We start from the raw sequence: 15,190 nt of genomic DNA, 5'->3' as shown, positions 1-15,190 counted from the left end.
GACGTGAGATCGCTGCTGCTCGGCGTGATGCGGGTCAAGGAACTGAGCATCCTGCTGGTCACGATCGCCGCCGGGATCTACTTCACGGTGACGACCGGCGCGTTCAACTCCGCGGACAACTACCAGACGATCGCCCAGTACGTGGCGCCGTGGTCGATCATCGCCGCGGGGCAGGTGATGCTGCTGATCTGCGGGGAGATCGACCTGTCGGCCGGCTTCGTCTTCACCCTGTCCCCGTTCCTGCTGATGCAGTTCTTCGTCAACGGCTGGCCGCTGTGGCTCGCGCTGCTCGCCGCGATCGTGCTGAGCGCGCTGATCGGCGTGGTGAACGGGCTGATCCGGACCGTGCTGACGATCCCGTCCTTCATCACCACCCTCGGCATGGCGTTCCTGTTGCAGGGCTTGGTGCTCGTCATCTCCAACGCCCGGCCGGTCGGGGCGCCGAAGGACAGCGCGGTGCTCGAGGTGTTCGGCGGCGCGCGCTGGACGGAGTTCCTGTGGGCGATCGGCGTGGTCGTCGTGATGCAGGTGGTGCTCTCGGCGACGCGCTTCGGCATCCACACGCAGGCCACCGGCGGCAATCCGGTCGGCGCCGCGGAGTCCGGTATCCCGGTCAACCGGGTGAAGGTGGTCAACTTCGCGGTCACCAGCACCCTGGCCGGGCTCGCCGGCATCCTGCAGGGCACCCGGGTCGGCTCGTACGACCCGACGAACGGGGGGTTCACGACGATGTTCTTCGCGGTGGCGGCGGCCGTCATCGGCGGGACGGCGCTGCTCGGCGGATCGGGGACGGTGGCCGGTGCGTTCCTGGGCGCGCTGCTGCTCGGCATCGTGTTCGACGGGTTCAACCTGACCGGGATCAGCGCGAACGCGTTCAACGTCGTGCTCGGCGCCGCCATCCTGGGCGCGATGGTGCTGAACGTGACGCTGATCGTGGTGCGCAAACGCGTCGGCTCCCGGGAGGTGGCATGACCGACGTCATCCGTGCCGAAGGCATCAGCAAGAGCTTCGGGCCGGTCGCCGCGCTCACCGACATTTCCCTGCACGTGGGGCGCGGCGAAATCCTCGGGCTCATCGGGGACAACGGCGCGGGCAAGTCGACGCTGATCAAGATCTTCACCGGCTACCACCAGCCCGACGGCGGCCGTCTCCTGTTCGAGGGCGAGCCGGTGACGCTGAAGTCGGTGGTGCACGCGAGGTCGCTGGGCATCGAGACGGTGTTCCAGGACCTGGCGATGGTCGACGACCTGCCCGTCTACCTGAACCTGCACCTGAACCGCGAGCTGACGCACCGCCCGCTGCCGTTCCTGCGGCGCGGGGAGATGAAGCGCCGCGCGCGCGAGGCGCTCGACTCGATCGGCATCAGCATCCCGTCGGTGACCACCGAGGTCGGCATGCTCTCCGGCGGCCAGCGGCAGGCGATCGCGGTCGCGAGGTCGGTGTATTCGAACGCGAAGCTGCTGCTGCTCGACGAGCCGCTCGCCGCGATGGGCGCCAAGGAGAGCGCGGTGATCCTGCGCCTGCTGCAGGAACTGAAGCAGCGCGGGGACATCGCGATCATCCTCATCGCCCACAACTACGGCCAGGTGGTGGACGTCTGCGACCGGGTGAACCTGGTGCAGCACGGGGAAATCACGTTCGACCGGGCATCCGCGGACACGTCGGTGGCCGAGCTGCTGGAGCTGGTGAACGCGGAGTACCGCCTCGGCGGCGGCCAGTAGACCGGGCGACGGCGAGGGCGGGTGTGGCGCGCTCCCCCGCTCGCAGCCAGCGAAGTGGGCGGGTCACCCCGTCCCTTCCGGCTCTTCGAACGGAGTCGCGTACGACGGCGGACGGGCCCGCAGCGCCAGCCGCAGCGTCAGGCGGATCCGGGTGGAGGGCGGCAGCTCCACCCGCAGCCACGGGCCGTCGAGGTCGATCGAGCGTTGCGTCACAACCGGTTCGCGGTGGCCGTAGTCGTACAGGCCGCCGATCCACGACGGGTCGTCGCACGTCGTGTAGCTCGCGGTCCGGAAGTGGTGCTCGGCGAACGCGCCGGCCTGGACGACGACCGACCGCGGCGCTGCCGGGTCCAGGTTGACCAGCTCGACCACGGTCGCCCCGGGATCGATGGCGGAGACCAGCGCCGCCACCGACGGGGGCAGGCCGGGGCGTCGCGCGGCCGCGTCGTGGTAGCGGACGCGGGCCTGTTGCAGGCCGCCGTTGTAGATCACCTGCGGACCGCCCCACGTGAGCTGCACCAGCGCTTCGGTGACCACGGGGTTGGACTGCTGCCACAGGTGGATGTCGGCCTCGGGAACGGGACGGCCGCGGTACCGCGCCATCCGCGCCAGCCGGTGGCGGACCTGGGCCTGGGCGGCGGCGAGGATCCGCTCCGGGTACTCCGGGTTGTCCCCGGCCAGGTAGGCGAACCAGGGCTCCTCGTGCCCGGCCTCTTCCTTGCTGCGGAACGGCCGGACGGTCCGCCAGTCGTGGCCGCCGGCCGCGCGCAGCCGGTCGAGGCGGTCCCGGTCGACGGCCGCGCCCGAGTGGTGCCACAGCGCGACCGGCACGCCCATCAGCATCGGGTTGTGGTCGAACCAGCCCCGGTCGTCGTGGCGGAAAGGCACGTGCAGCGTCGGGGTGCCGACGTCCTCGCGCAGCTGCACCGTCCACTTGGACGCGAGGCTGGAGTCCGCTTCGGTGAACGCCATCACCTTGCCGTGGGCGATGATTTCGTCCAGCGCCGGGCGCACCAGGTCGGTGAACGTGTCGTCGCCGGTGGCGAGCGCGGCGGACAGGGCGGCGACGACGGCCGCGTGCCCGACGCTGTACCAGCCGTGCGGCCAGGACCAGCCGTAGTGCCCGCCGTACCAGCGGCCCTCCAGCAGCCCGCCGACGGTCCCGTCGGGAGCGACGTTGTCGGGGAGGATGCCGTTGTTGGCCGCCGCGCGCTCCCGCCACGCGCCGACGTACTCGGCGAGCCACTCGCGGTAGCGTTCTTCGCCGGACAGCAGCAGCGCGTTGAACACGAGCCCGGAGGCGGCGAGGTTGACCGCGGTGTCCCCCACCCCGATCCGCCGCCGCATCTCTTCGCCCAGGCGGGGATCACGCTCTCGCGGTGGCTCCCCGGCGTCCGCCGGCAGCAGCCATTCGAGCGGGAAGCCGTACAGCTCGGCTTCGTGCGGCAGCCACGGGTACGAGCCGCCGTCGAAGAGTCCTTCGCGGGCGGGGTCGCTGCCGTTGTGCGGACGGCGGATGATCCGGTGCGCGGGGTCGTAGTTGCCGTGGGCCGGGTCGACGTAGAGCTCCGCGAACCGCAGCGCGCGAGCGCGCCACCGCCCGGGCGCCGCCATGCACAGGAAGTACAGCAGCAGCAGGCTTTCGCCTTGGTGGAACCAGTCGTAGCCGCGTTCGTATCCGCCGGCCAGCATGCCCAGCTCGGTCAGCTGCCGGGTGACGCCTTCCCAGTGCCGCTCCGACTCGGCGAGCAGGTCGTCGGCGCCGCCGAGCAGGTAGAGCTGGGGCCAGTTGAAGAACGTCTCGTAGAAGTCGTCGACGCCGTCGCGGGTGGTGAGCGCGTCCGCGTAGACGAGCCGCCCGTCCGGGCCGGTGAAGTCCCGGGCGAACTGCCGCCAGGCGCGGTCGAGCAGGGCGAACAGCTCCCGCTGGGCGAGCGCCCAGCCCGGCGGTTCGAGCAGCGGCACCGAGGCCGTGATGACGGGGTGCACGTCACTCCTTGGTCGCGCCGGCCAGCATCCCGGCGACCAGGAAGCGCTGGGAGAACAGGAAAACGACGAGCACCGGCGTGATCGCCAGCAGCGTGGCCAGCGCCAGCTCCGGGCGCTGCACCGCCGCGGTGCCGACCGTCGGGTTGAACTGCGGCACCGAGTTCAGCAGGGTGCCCAGGCCCACCTGGACCGGGAACTGGTCGCTCTGCGGCAGCAGGACGTAGGGCAGGAAGTAGTTCGTCCAGTTGGCCACGAAGCTGAAGAACCCGACCAGTGCGACGATCGGCGCGGCCAGCGGCAGCGCGACGCGCCGGAACACCCCGAACTGCGTGCAGCCGTCGAGCTCGGCCGCGTCGAGCAGGTCGCGGGGCACGGCGGTGGTGAAGTAGATGTAGGTCAGGTACACGCCGAACGGGTAGAAAGCGTACGGCAGCACGACCGACCACATCGAGCCGATCAGCCGCACCGCGTTGAGTTCGAGGAACAGCGGCACGACGAGGGTGGCGTTCGGCATCAGCATGACCACCAGCGTCGCGACGAGGAGCGTCTTGCGGCCGCGGAACTCGGTCATGGCGAGCGCGTAGCCGGCCGGGATCGCCACGCCCAGCGTGATCGCCAGCGCCACGAACGAATAGAGCGCGGAGTTGCCCAGCCAGTGGAAGATGGCGTTGTCCTGGAAGGACGTGAGCGCGCTCCAGTTGTCCGCCAGCGCCCGCCACGAGCCGAAGGACAGCGGGTTCCCGTGCACGAGCTGGTCGTCGGTCTTCGTGGCCGCCAGCACGAGCCACAGCAGCGGGAGCACGAAGAACACCAGGAACAGCACCAGGATCAAGGCCGGCAGCGGGTTCACGCGCCGGCGGGCGCCCTCAGTCGGCATCGAAGAACCCCGATCGCGCGACGAACACCCCGGCGACGACGAGCCCGACCACCAGCAGCTCCACCGAGATCGCCGCGGCGGTGTTGACGTTGTTGATCTGGAAGGCGAAGTCGTAGGAGAGCTGGTTGAGCGAGTAGTCGCGCCCGGCCACGCCGACGCTCGCCTGCGACAGCAGCTGCGGTTCGACGAACAGCTGGGTCCCGCCGGCGAAGGCCAGGATGACCATGTAGACGATCCACTTGCGCAGCAGGGGGATCTGGATCCGCCACGCCGTCTGCCACGCCCCGGCGCCGTCGATCCGCGCGGCCTCCAGCAGCTCGGGCGAGATGGTGTTCAGCGCGCCGTACAGCACGACGATCCAGCCGCCCGCCCCGGTCCAGAAGGCGATCAGCGTGAACAGGACCGGGAGGTGCTCCGGCGCGACGACCTGGCCGAAGGTGTCGAACCCGAACGCGCGCAGCAGCGCGCTCACCGGGCTCACCGCCGGGTCGAGCAGGAACAGCCACACCATGACGCTCGCGGCCCCGGCCAGCGCGCCCGGGATGTAGTAGAGGAACCGCAGCGCCCTGCTGACGGCGGCCGCTCCCAGGCGGTGCAGCAGCAGCGCCAGCGCGACCACGAACACCACCAGGGACACCAGCCAGAGCACGAGGTACAGCGTCACGTGCCCGACCGCGGCGAGGTACCGGAAGTCGCTCGCGGCCTCGACGAAGTTCGCCACGCCGGCGAATTCGTCGCCCGCGTCGGTGAAGGCGAAGTACACCGCGTACACCGTGGGGACGACGCCGAACGCGATCAGCAGGACGACGTAGGCGGCGACGAACAGGTGCCCGGACCGGCCCGGCCGGAACGTCCGCCGTCGCGTCACCGGCTGACCTCGTACCCGTTCGACTGCGCGTAGTCGGTGATCGCGGTCTGCCACTCCGGGAGCATCGAGACGATCGGCTTGCCCGCCGTCAGGCCCGGGGTGACGGTCGCGGCCCAGATCGCCTCCTGGCTGAACTGACCGTAGCCCCACCCGCGCCACACCTGCGGGGCCGCCGCCTGCAGGGGGCCGGTGACGTCGTTGGCGTAGTACCCGCCGGAGGCCTGCTTCGCCAGCCACGTCTTGGCCGCCGGGCCGTACGCCGGGTAGCCCGGGGCGGTCTTGCCCTGGTACTCGTCGGAAGTCGTGACCCAGGTGAGGAAGTCGGTGGCGTCCTTGAGGTTGGCGCTGTGGGCGGACAGCAGCCAGGTGCCGCCGCCGACGTTGCCCACCGACGGCGCCGGGTCGCCGGCCCACTGCGGCAGCGGGGCGGCGGCGATCTGCCCGGCCGGGGTCTTCAGCGACTCCTGGAACACCGACCCGCCGAACCACGACGGCCCGGGCAGCATGAGGATCTTGTCCGCGGCGTTCTTGGCGAAGTCGGAGCTGAACACGCTCCCGGTCGACATCGTCTTGTTGCGCACGAGCGTGTCGAGCAGGGCCGCCATCCGCGTGCAGGCCGGGCTGGTGGTGTCGACCTTGACCTTCTTGGGGCCGGTGATCTCGTTGGCGCCGCACTTGCCGGCCCAGAGGTAGATCTCGGGGGCGAAGCTGTCGCCGGCCGCGCCCACCAGGTAGCCCGGGTGCTCCGCCGCGACGCGCTGCCCCAGCGCCTGGTAGTCCTCCCAGGTTTTGGGGACCTGGTAACCCCAGGACCGCATCAGGGACGCGTTGTACCAGAGCACGGTCTGGGCGAGGTCGTTGCGCAGGCAGTAGAGCGTGCCGTCGACCGTGCACGGGTCGTTGGCGCCGGCGGTCCAGCCGTTCAGGGTGGCGGCCGGGACCTGGCCCTTGTCCAGCGGCGCGGTGAACCCGGCCTGCACAGCCCACGTCGCTTCGTTGTTCTGCGAGCTGAACACGACGTCCGGCCAGCCGCTGCGGGTCCGGTTGAACAGGCCCACCTTGGTCTGCAGGTAGTTCGAGCCGTTGGCGTCGCCGTCGTAGGTGACGATGTCCAGCTGCACCGCGGGGTGCTGCTTCTGGTACGCCTGGGCGGCGGGCAGCCGCGTCGAGTCGACCCAGACGACGATCTTCCCGCCGGTCTGCGGCACCGGCTGGAACCCGCCCTGGCCGCCGCCGCTCCCCCCGTTCCCGCAGGCCGTGACCGCGGCGAGGGTGGCCACCGCACCGAGGACCAGGCCCGCCCGCCGACGGGCTGCGGTGGCGCGCGCACGAACTGTCATGAGGTACTCCACTTCATCGTGGCACCTGATATGTGTCAGACACATCTTCGGCAGACGGCTGCTTCGGCGGCACCATCTCAGCGTCTTGGCCGGGGGTTCGTCAAGAGGCGAGTCATAATGAGTCATACTCATCGGCAGCCCTCTACACTCCGACCACCGAGCGCGAAGGAGGTGAGCCGGTGGACGAGCCGCCGTCGGCCCCGTACCGGCCGGGGTACGAACTCGTCGCCGAACGGGTCCTCGAGCTCATCGCCGAGCTCCGGCTGCGGCCCGGGGACCGCATGCCCACGGAGAACGAGCTCGCCGCCCGGCTGAGCACCTCGCGCACCGTGGTGCGCGAGGCGATCAAGATCCTCTCCGCCCTCGGCCGGGTGCGCGCCCAGAAGGGCCGGGGCCTCTACGTGGCCGACGACGAAGGGATGCTCGGCTCGGCCCGGTGGTCGGGCTTCTTCCTGCCCACCGACCTGGACCACGTCTACATGCTGTTCGAGTTCCGCCGCGTCCAGGAGACGACCGCCGCCCGGCTGGCCGCGACCCGGGCCACCCCGGCCGAGCTCCGCACGATCGAGGCGGCCGCGGAAACCTGCCGGGAAGGCCACCTGACCGGCGAGGCCGCCCTGTTCGACCGCGGCGACGAAGACTTCCACCTCGGCATCGCGGCCGCGTCCCACAACCAGTTCTTCCTGGCGTCCGTCCGCGAAGCCCGGCGGCTGCAACGCCAGTCCAGCACCATCGGCCTCCACGGCACGGTCGGCGGCCACGCGGCCGAGGCGATCGAGGAACACGCGGCGATCTTCGAGGCCATCCGCGCCGGCAACCCGGAAGCGGCCGCCGAAGCCGCCGCGGTCCACCTCGACAACACCTTGGAGGACTACCGCCGCGAGATCCAGCGCCGGGTGTTCGGCTAGCGCGTGCCTAGCCCGAGGTGGCCGCGTTGAGCACCGGCTTCGGGACCGAGACCTGGTTCAGCCCCCAGCGCGACATGATCCCGACGTACGTGCCGTTCCGGAACAGCTCTTCGAACACCTGCTGCAGGACCGGGCCCAGCTTCGAGGACTTGGGGACGTACAACGCCAGATCGTCCTTCGTCGCCCCCTGCGCCTCGGTCTGGGTGACGTACTTGTTCCCGCCCTGCCGCTGCGTCACGTCGATCGCGGCCGCCTCCGTCATCCCGGCGGCGTCCGCGCGGCCCGAGCGGGTGGCCAGCAGCGTGGCGTCGGTGTCGTCGAGGCCGACGGTCTGCGTCGCCGGGTGCCGGTGATCGGTGCAGAAGCGAGACAGCTTGCCCAGCTGCTCCTCGACGACGCTGGCGGTCACCACCGCGATGCGCTTGCCGCAGAGGTCTTCGACCCGCGCGATCCCGGCCGTCGAACCGACGGGGAAGACGTAGGCGGTGCGGGTGGTCATCCAGGTGATCGTGTCGAACTGCTTCTCCCGCTCGGCGGTGGCCTTGACCGGGCCGTTGAACGCGTCGTACCGGTTGCCCAGCATGCCTTGCAGCGCGGCAGGCAGACCGGCGACGACGACGGTCTGCGTCCTGACCCCGAGCACCTGCCCGATCGCGGCCTGGAAGTCGGCGTCGATCCCGGTGACCATGCCGTCCTGGGCGACCGTGCGGTAGGGCGGATGGGAATCACCGGCGAACCTGAGCACCCCGGCATCCTTGATCGCCTGCGGCAGCGCGTCGTGCAGGGTCGGCACGACCGCGAGGTTCGTCGCGGTGGCCAAGGTCGCGGACCCGGAACCCACGGTGCACCCGGCAAGGGCCGTTCCGATGACGGCGACCGCGAGGATCATGCTTCGGCTTCGTCGACGAAGAGCGGATCGCATAGTGCGTTTCTTCCTTGGCTGAGGTCACTCCGGCGAAGAACAGGTTGCTGAGACGGCGGCGATCGTTGCACAAACTGTCGCCCAGTTCAACCCGCTTAACTTCGGTCTTTTTCGGACCGACCCGCACAAGTCCATTGCCGCATCGAGCTCGTCAGCGAGACTGGTGACGTCCCACCCGCCGACCGCCGCCGGAAGTGCTCTCGCCGTCAGCGCCCGGCAGCGACCACCGCCGGCTTGATCACTTCGACGGCGAATTCGCGGAACGTGGTGGGCGTGGTGTTCCCGGCGGTGCGGGGCGTGCCGTTGTTGATGCCGCGTTCGCCGGCGACGTCCATGTCCGTCACGGAACGGGCCATCGCCTCGGAGAAACCACGGCCGACGAGGAAACGCTCGACGGCGGCGCGGTCCCCGGGCCGGTACGCGACGGGCGCTCCGAGGACGTCGGTGAGGATTTCGGCGATGTCGTGGTGCGAAAGGTCTTCGCCACCGAGGACGTCGACGGTGTCCTGCCCGGTCCAAGCGCGGTCGAGGAGGTACCCGGCGGCGAGCGCCGCGATGTCCTCGGTCGCGATCCAGGGCGTGGCGAAGCCGGCGGGGAGGGTGCCGGAGAGGACCCCGGCCCCGATGCCGGCCGCCTGCCTCAGGAAGTTGTCCATGAACGCGGGCAGCGCCAGCGCCCGCAGGTGCGCGCCGGTGCTGCGGAAGAGGTCCTCCATCGCGTGCGAGGCCGACACGTGCCCGGCGTAGATCCCCGAGCCGCGGCCGAGCGCGGAGACGACCACGACCCGGGGAACCGCGTGGCGCACGACGGCGTCGGCACCCGGGATCGAGGCGCTCACGTAGGCCTCGTAGGGACTGCTCGCGGTCGCGTCCGCCGGCATCAGCCAGAACAGGGCGCCGGCACCGTCGAGGGCGCGGTCCAGCACGTCGCGATCGCGGTGCGACCCGACGACGATCTCGGCCCGGTCCCGCACTCCGGCGGGCAGCTTCCCGGGGTCGCGGACGACGAGACGAAGCGGCTCGCGCCGCTGGAGCAGGGTGGCGACGAGCTTGCTGCCGATCTGCCCGGTCGGGGCGGTGACCACGATCATGGATGATGTCTCCGTTCAGCGGAACCAGAAGTAAACTCTACCGTACCGTATACTTTGAGGTGGACGCCATGGCCCGACGCGGGGCAGCGCTGCGCGAGCACATCCTCGACGCGGCGAAGCTCGCGTTCCTGGAAGCCGGCTTCGAACGGACCTCCATGGACGCCATCGCGGCGCGCGCGGAGACGTCGAAGCGTTCGTTGTACGCGCACTTCCCGACCAAGGACACGCTGTTCCTCGCGGTCGTCGAGCGCATCCGCGCCCTGTTCGGCGAGCGGATGGGCACGCCCGCGGCGTACGCCGAAGACCCGCTGGAAGCGGTCGTGCGGTACTGCGGGCGCTTCGTGCAGCTGCTGCGCTGGTCGTCGGTGGGCCGGATGCTCCGCCTCGGGATCGCCGAAGCCGAACGCCTGCCGGACCTGGCGGCCGGGTTCTACGACGTCCTTTTCGAGGTCACGACCGCCGACCTCGCGTCACACCTGGTGCAGACGCTGGGGCTCGCGCCCGGCGAGGCGCACGCCGCGGCGAGTGACCTGATCGGCCTCACCGTCCACCCGGCACTCCCCCGCCTGCTGTTCGGCGTCGACGCGCTCACAGAGCAACCGCCGGAGCAGGCCCGCCTGGCGGCCGACGTCGACCTCGACCGCATCCGCCGGCTCCTGCGCCGCGTCCTGCCACCGGACGGACGCGAACAGTCCTGAACCATCGTCCACACGGGACGCTGGTGTTCGCCACCGAACCACCACCACGTCACGGCTTCCCCGGCGGCCCGCCCCTTCGCCTGCTTGACATCCGGATGCGGCTCGCCATGCGGCTTCACCGGGCCACCCGCAGGCTCCTCCACCGCGTCCTGCCACCGAGCGGACGTAGGTGCTCCCCACCGAACCACCACCACGTCACGGCTTCCCCGGCGGCCCGCCCCGCCCCTTCGCCTGCTTGACATCCCGGTGCGGATCACCACGCGGCCTCACCGGCCCACACGCAGGCTCCTCCACCGCGACCTGCCACCGAGCAGACGCTGGTGCTCCCCACCGAACCACCACCACGTCACGGCTTCCCCGGCGGCCCGCCCCGCCCCTTCGCCTGCTTAACGTCCCGGTGCGGATCACCACGCGGCCTCACCGGCCCACACGCAGGCTCCTCCACCGCGACCTGCCACCGAGCAGACGCTGGTGCTCCCCGCCGAACCACCACCACATCACGGCTTCCCCGGCGCCCCGCCCCGCCCCTTCGCCTGCTTGACATCCGGATGCGGCTCGCTATGCGGCTTCGCCGGCCCACTCGCCTGCTTCTCCGGGCCGGCCTTCGGCGGTGCGGCGACCACTCCAGCCGCCGCCGGTGGGGCGGCTTGGGAGGATGCCACCACCAGCGCCGTCGCCGGGGACGAGGTGACCTGAACCGGGACCACGACGGAACCGGTGGGCGGCACAGCCTCGGGCACGACAGCCGGCTCGGGCCCGGGATCGGCCGGCCTCGCGAGCACCGCCGCCAGCACCGCAGCCGCGGCCACCGCCGCCAGGCCGCCGGCCCACGCCCGTCGTCGGCCGGGCGGTGCCGGGGCCACGACCGGGACCGCCCGGACGGTGCAGGGCTGCTCGCGCAGCAGCTCCGGGATCTCCGCGGCGGCCGGCCGGTCCGCGGGCTCGCGGGCGGTCATCCGGCGGAGCGTGTCCGCGAGCGGAGCCGGGGTATCGGCGGGGACGCGCGGCGCGCGGTGCAGCCGTGCCATCGCCGACTCCGCCAGGGTGCCGGGGAACTCACGCTGCGCGGTCAAGCACTCGAGCAGGATCAGGCCGAGGGCGTAGACGTCGGCCGGCGGCCCGGCCTGCTCCCCCAGGATCTGCTCCGGCGCCAGGTACGCGGCGGTGCCGGTGACCAGCCCGGTGCCGGTGATGCGCGTGGAGTCCAGCGCGTGCGCGATGCCGAAATCGGTGAGCACCGGACCGCCGGGACCGAGCAGGACGTTGGCGGGCTTCAGATCGCGGTGCACGATCTGGCGGGCGTGGACGTGGGCCAGCGCGTCCGCCAGCCGGATCGCCAGCTCGCCCACCTCCTCGGCGGTGAACGGCCCGGCCAGCAGCCGTTCGGCGACGTTCTCCCCGTCGACGAGCTGCATCACCAGGTACGGCCGGTCCCCCTCGGTGCCGCTGTCGTGCAACGCGACGATCCGCGGGTGCTGGACGCTGGCCAGCAGCCGCTTCTCCCGCGCCCGGCGCAGCTGGTCCACGGCCACCGCGTGGCGGTCGTAGACCTTGACCGCGACCGCCCGGCCCAGTTCCCGGTCGACGGCCCGGTACACCCGGGCGGTGGCCCCTTCACCGATCAGCGACCCGATCTCGTACCGCCCGGCGATCACGTCCGGCAGCTCGTTCATCGACAGGCACCCCGTCCGGCTCGGCTGCCGTACCGGTACCCGTCGTCCGGGCCCGCGCAAACACGACTTGCGGCCGGCGGGGCCGGGCGAGCGCTTCGCCGACCGCGGCGCGGATCTGGTCCTGACTCGCGGTGGCTTCCGCGCTTTCGATGACGACGCACCGTGACGTCGCGGCCAGATCGCTCAGCAGGCCGCGGATCCGGTCGCTCCAGGCGTCGGCCGACCGCGGGGGACTGCCCGTGTCCTGGTCGAGCAGGACGGTGAGGTCGGGACGGAGCCGCCCGGTGACCCAGCCGGCCAGGCCGGCCATCACGTCCGAGCCGATCCCGGCCGAACTCGCCGACCGGTCCAGCGGCGAGTCGATCAGCCGTTCCACGACGACGACGGCTCCCGACTCGAGCGCGGGAAGGACTTCCTGCTCGATGGTGTCCGCGCGGATCGCCGCGGCGGCCAGCGCGCGAGCGCGCGGACCGGTCAACGCCGCGCTGGTCATGAGCTCCTCGAAGCGGGGGTCGTCACGTCCGGGGTCCGTGGCGAGCACCACGACGTGCTCCCCCGAGCGCCGGAGCCAGCCGGCCAGCTCGGCCGCGTGACCCGCCGTGCGGGCGCGCGGGGGACCTTCGACCGCGATGAGGAACCCGGCCGGGCGGCGGGGACGGCGCGACAGGCTGCCGCGCAGGTCGGCGAGCAGGCGGTTCGGCCGGTGCGGGTTCATCTGGCGGTGGGCGAGCACGCCCGCCGCGCACGCCAGGGCCGCCGCGCCGAGCAGGACCGGCCGGGTGCCGTCGACGAGCACCTCGTTCCCGAAGAAGTGGACCGCCCGCGCGTTGGTCAGCCCGACCAGCAGCGGGACGACCGCGACCGCGACGCCGAGGACGATCTTCAGCAGGGACTGGTAGAGGGCGTTGACGCGGCCGCGCACCTCGTCGGCGACCTGGGACCCGATGATCGTCACGCCGGTCAGGAACGTGGCGCCGGCACAGGCGCCGACCAGCAGGACGCCGGCCAGCGACACGAACAGGTGCGGTGACAACGCCACCAGGACCAGGGAAAGCCCGGCGCCCACGATCGCCACGCCGAACAACCGCTCGTGCGCCAGGCGCGCCGCCACCATCGGCGCACCGGCGATCCCGGCGCTGAGGCCGACGAACACCGCGGCGAACAGCAACCCGAACCCGGCCTGGCCCGCCAGCACGCTCTTGGCGTAGGACTGGGCCGACCCGACGACCGCTCCCCCGGCGGCGAACGCGCCGACCGCACCGACGAGCAGGCCGCGCACCAGCGGTGTGGTGCGGATGAAGCGGCCGGCGTCGCGCACCATCGCGGCGACGCCGGGGCGGTCCGCTCCACCCTTGCCGACGCGGTTGCGGTCCGTCGTTCCCGACAGCTCGGGTATCCGCCGGGCGATCAGGAACGAACTCGCGAGGTAGAGCCCGGCCGCGAGGGCGATGGCCACCTTGACGGAACCGTTGGTGCCCAGCACGTCGTCGGGCAGCCGCAGTGAAGGCCCGATGCCGGCGAGGGCGTAGAGCCCGCCGCCGGCGACGACCGAGATGCCGTACGTCATCACCAAGCCGAGCTGGCCGGCCGTTTCGACCTGGTCCGGCCGAGGCAGCAGGTTGGGCACGGCGGCGTCCTTGGCCGGGATCCACAGCATCGCGACGCTGCTGGTGAGGAAGGCGCCGGCGAACGGCCACCACGGCAGATCGACCACCACGACCGAAAGCAGCAGGACGCACCGCAGCACGTCGCCGACGGCCATCACCTTCCGCCGGTCGAACCGGTCGGCGAGCAACCCGCCGACCGGGGCGAACAGCAACCCGGGCAGGAGGTTGCTGAACACCACACCGGAAAACGCGAAGCTCTTCACCGCGTAGCTGCCGGCCGCGCTGGAGACGAGATCGGCCACGCCGAGCAAGGCGAGCCAGTCGGCGGTGCTGCACAGGAACGTCACGCCCCAGAGCCGGCGGAAGGGCCGGATCGCCAGCACCCGGCGTACTCGCTGCGGCAGGGACAAGCCCGGGGCGGTCATCGGAGGCACCCTACCCTGCGGGAGATCAGCGAATCCGACGTCACTCGCTCCCCGCGAACCGGTGCAGGGCGTCGAGCACGGCCGGGGCGGGGGTGTCCGGGTGATCGGCGTCGTGCAGCAGGTGGTCCACACCGGACAGTCGCACCCGGCCCGGCCCGCCGACGTGCGCGCGGCGCAGCGCGGACGTCAAGGCATCCGTTGTGGCGCAAGGGACCTGGGTGTCGTTCGTACCGCAGGTCAGCAGCACCCCGGTCCCCGGCCGCAGGGCCGCGGCGGCGGACGGCGGGTAGACGGCGTCGTCGCTGTCCACGAACCGGCCGCTCGGTCCTTGGAAGGCCGTGAAGAGCTGCGCGACGGCGGGCGGCAGGTCGGTGGTGCCGACCGGCCGGTGTGCGCGCAGGGCGGTCACGGCGGCGTCGATCGCCGCGTCGATCACCTGCTGCCGCTCCGGGGTGAACTGGCCCTGCCGGACCGCCTCGGCGGTCTGGGCGTGCAGCTGCAGCGCGACCAGGTCCAGCAGGCGGATCGCCTGCGGTTGCAGCAGTGCCACGCCGATCGGGCGCGGGTGGACGGTGCCGCCGAGCAGCAGCGCGGTCATCGCGCCTTCGCTGTGCCCGAGGACCATCAGCGCGTGCGGGTCGGTCTCCGGCTGATCGCGCAACACCTCGTAGGCGGCCCTCGCCTGGCGGACGAACGCCGGGTAGTCCAGTGTCTCCGGGTGGTCGCGGTAGGCGCCGAGCCCGGTGCGGCCGGTGCCGTACTTGTCGAACCGCAGCGTGGCGACCCGGTCGGCGCCGAGCACGCCGGCCACCTGCGCCAGGGTGTTCGGCAGCGCGCCCGGCTGGTTGCCGTCGCGGTCGGTGGGTCCGCTGCCGGGCAGCACCAACGCGGCGCGCAGCCGGTGCCCGGCGCGGTGCGCGGGTACGTGCAGCGTGCCGTACGTCGTCGTCCCATCGGCGGTGAAGACGACTTCACGGTCGGCGGCGGGCACGACGCGGGGTGCCGCCCCGGCCGGGGCGGCGGTCACGACGGCCAGCGACACCGTGACCGCGGCGAGGTGGGAAAACATCG

13 protein-coding genes are annotated in these 15,190 nt (G+C 71.8%); 4 read left to right on the top strand and 9 right to left on the bottom strand.

Translation table 11 applies throughout. The features are described 5' to 3' along the window. The first annotated feature begins 3 nt into the window (after positions 1 to 3). Positions 4 to 972, top strand: coding sequence for an ABC transporter permease (locus tag ACLJQM_RS36940; protein WP_360772952.1), 969 nt, complete (start codon positions 4 to 6; stop codon positions 970 to 972). Continuing rightward, on the top strand, positions 969 to 1,721 hold the full coding sequence (locus ACLJQM_RS36935) for an ATP-binding cassette domain-containing protein (protein WP_410634965.1): 753 nt from the start codon (positions 969 to 971) through the stop codon (positions 1,719 to 1,721). Before ACLJQM_RS36940 ends, ACLJQM_RS36935 begins: the two co-directional genes overlap by 4 nt. A gap of 63 nt (positions 1,722 to 1,784) precedes the next feature. Here the strand turns inward: ACLJQM_RS36935 and ACLJQM_RS36930 are convergent, their stop codons facing one another. From ACLJQM_RS36930 to ACLJQM_RS36915, 4 genes are read right to left on the bottom strand one after another with little or no spacing between them, the layout of a single operon-like run. Beyond that, a complete protein-coding gene (locus ACLJQM_RS36930) occupies positions 1,785 to 3,710 on the bottom strand; it encodes a hypothetical protein (RefSeq protein ID WP_410634964.1) in 1,926 nt (641 codons plus the stop codon). Position 3,711: 1 nt separating this feature from the next. Continuing rightward, on the bottom strand, positions 3,712 to 4,587 hold the full coding sequence (locus tag ACLJQM_RS36925; protein ID WP_360772961.1) for a carbohydrate ABC transporter permease: 876 nt from the start codon (positions 4,585 to 4,587) through the stop codon (positions 3,712 to 3,714). After that, on the bottom strand, positions 4,577 to 5,455 hold the full coding sequence (locus ACLJQM_RS36920) for a carbohydrate ABC transporter permease (RefSeq protein WP_410634962.1): 879 nt from the start codon (positions 5,453 to 5,455) through the stop codon (positions 4,577 to 4,579). Before ACLJQM_RS36920 ends, ACLJQM_RS36925 begins: the two co-directional genes overlap by 11 nt. Then, on the bottom strand, positions 5,452 to 6,795 hold the full coding sequence (locus ACLJQM_RS36915) for an ABC transporter substrate-binding protein (protein WP_410634960.1): 1,344 nt from the start codon (positions 6,793 to 6,795) through the stop codon (positions 5,452 to 5,454). Before ACLJQM_RS36915 ends, ACLJQM_RS36920 begins: the two co-directional genes overlap by 4 nt. A gap of 179 nt (positions 6,796 to 6,974) precedes the next feature. Between ACLJQM_RS36915 and ACLJQM_RS36910 the strand changes: the two genes are divergently transcribed. Continuing rightward, positions 6,975 to 7,703, top strand: a complete 729-nt coding sequence (locus tag ACLJQM_RS36910) for a FadR/GntR family transcriptional regulator (protein WP_410634959.1) — start codon at positions 6,975 to 6,977, stop codon at positions 7,701 to 7,703. A gap of 7 nt (positions 7,704 to 7,710) precedes the next feature. Here ACLJQM_RS36910 and ACLJQM_RS36905 read toward each other — a convergent pair whose 3' ends face one another. Continuing rightward, positions 7,711 to 8,592: a transporter substrate-binding domain-containing protein gene (locus tag ACLJQM_RS36905; protein WP_410634957.1), complete on the bottom strand. Its 882-nt coding sequence runs from the start codon at positions 8,590 to 8,592 to the stop codon at positions 7,711 to 7,713. 239 nt (positions 8,593 to 8,831) lie between these two features. Next, on the bottom strand, positions 8,832 to 9,716 hold the full coding sequence (locus ACLJQM_RS36900) for an NAD(P)H-binding protein (RefSeq protein WP_410634956.1): 885 nt from the start codon (positions 9,714 to 9,716) through the stop codon (positions 8,832 to 8,834). 68 nt (positions 9,717 to 9,784) lie between these two features. Between ACLJQM_RS36900 and ACLJQM_RS36895 the strand changes: the two genes are divergently transcribed. Continuing rightward, positions 9,785 to 10,414, top strand: a complete 630-nt coding sequence (locus ACLJQM_RS36895) for a TetR/AcrR family transcriptional regulator (RefSeq protein WP_360772977.1) — start codon at positions 9,785 to 9,787, stop codon at positions 10,412 to 10,414. Positions 10,415 to 10,911: 497 nt separating this feature from the next. Here the strand turns inward: ACLJQM_RS36895 and ACLJQM_RS36890 are convergent, their stop codons facing one another. From ACLJQM_RS36890 to ACLJQM_RS36880, 3 genes are read right to left on the bottom strand one after another with little or no spacing between them, the layout of a single operon-like run. Beyond that, a complete protein-coding gene (locus tag ACLJQM_RS36890; RefSeq protein WP_410634955.1) occupies positions 10,912 to 12,087 on the bottom strand; it encodes a serine/threonine-protein kinase in 1,176 nt (391 codons plus the stop codon). Then, a complete protein-coding gene (locus tag ACLJQM_RS36885; protein WP_410634954.1) occupies positions 12,029 to 14,119 on the bottom strand; it encodes an MFS transporter in 2,091 nt (696 codons plus the stop codon). Before ACLJQM_RS36885 ends, ACLJQM_RS36890 begins: the two co-directional genes overlap by 59 nt. A 40-nt stretch (positions 14,120 to 14,159) precedes the next feature. Next, positions 14,160 to 15,188: an alpha/beta hydrolase gene (locus ACLJQM_RS36880; protein WP_410634953.1), complete on the bottom strand. Its 1,029-nt coding sequence runs from the start codon at positions 15,186 to 15,188 to the stop codon at positions 14,160 to 14,162. Positions 15,189 to 15,190: the final 2 nt, after the last annotated feature.

Source organism: Amycolatopsis sp. cmx-4-83 (assembly GCF_046548815.1).
GTDB classification, from domain to species: Bacteria; Actinomycetota; Actinomycetes; order Mycobacteriales; family Pseudonocardiaceae; genus Amycolatopsis; species Amycolatopsis pretoriensis_A.
This window is presented reverse-complemented; position numbering and strand designations above follow the sequence as displayed.

Bases quoted from the DNA above. Each gene is read 5' to 3' on its own strand.
- ACLJQM_RS36935 (WP_410634965.1), top strand. From the start codon at position 969: ATGACCGACGTCATCCGTGCCGAAGGCATCAGCAAGAGCTTCGGGCCG.
- ACLJQM_RS36925 (WP_360772961.1), bottom strand. From the start codon at position 4,587: ATGCCGACTGAGGGCGCCCGCCGGCGCGTGAACCCGCTGCCGGCCTTG.
- ACLJQM_RS36915 (WP_410634960.1), bottom strand. From the start codon at position 6,795: ATGACAGTTCGTGCGCGCGCCACCGCAGCCCGTCGGCGGGCGGGCCTG.
- ACLJQM_RS36905 (WP_410634957.1), bottom strand. From the start codon at position 8,592: ATGATCCTCGCGGTCGCCGTCATCGGAACGGCCCTTGCCGGGTGCACC.
- ACLJQM_RS36900 (WP_410634956.1), bottom strand. From the start codon at position 9,716: ATGATCGTGGTCACCGCCCCGACCGGGCAGATCGGCAGCAAGCTCGTC.
- ACLJQM_RS36895 (WP_360772977.1), top strand. From the start codon at position 9,785: ATGGCCCGACGCGGGGCAGCGCTGCGCGAGCACATCCTCGACGCGGCG.
- ACLJQM_RS36890 (WP_410634955.1), bottom strand. From the start codon at position 12,087: ATGAACGAGCTGCCGGACGTGATCGCCGGGCGGTACGAGATCGGGTCG.
- ACLJQM_RS36885 (WP_410634954.1), bottom strand. From the start codon at position 14,119: ATGACCGCCCCGGGCTTGTCCCTGCCGCAGCGAGTACGCCGGGTGCTG.
- ACLJQM_RS36880 (WP_410634953.1), bottom strand. From the start codon at position 15,188: ATGTTTTCCCACCTCGCCGCGGTCACGGTGTCGCTGGCCGTCGTGACC.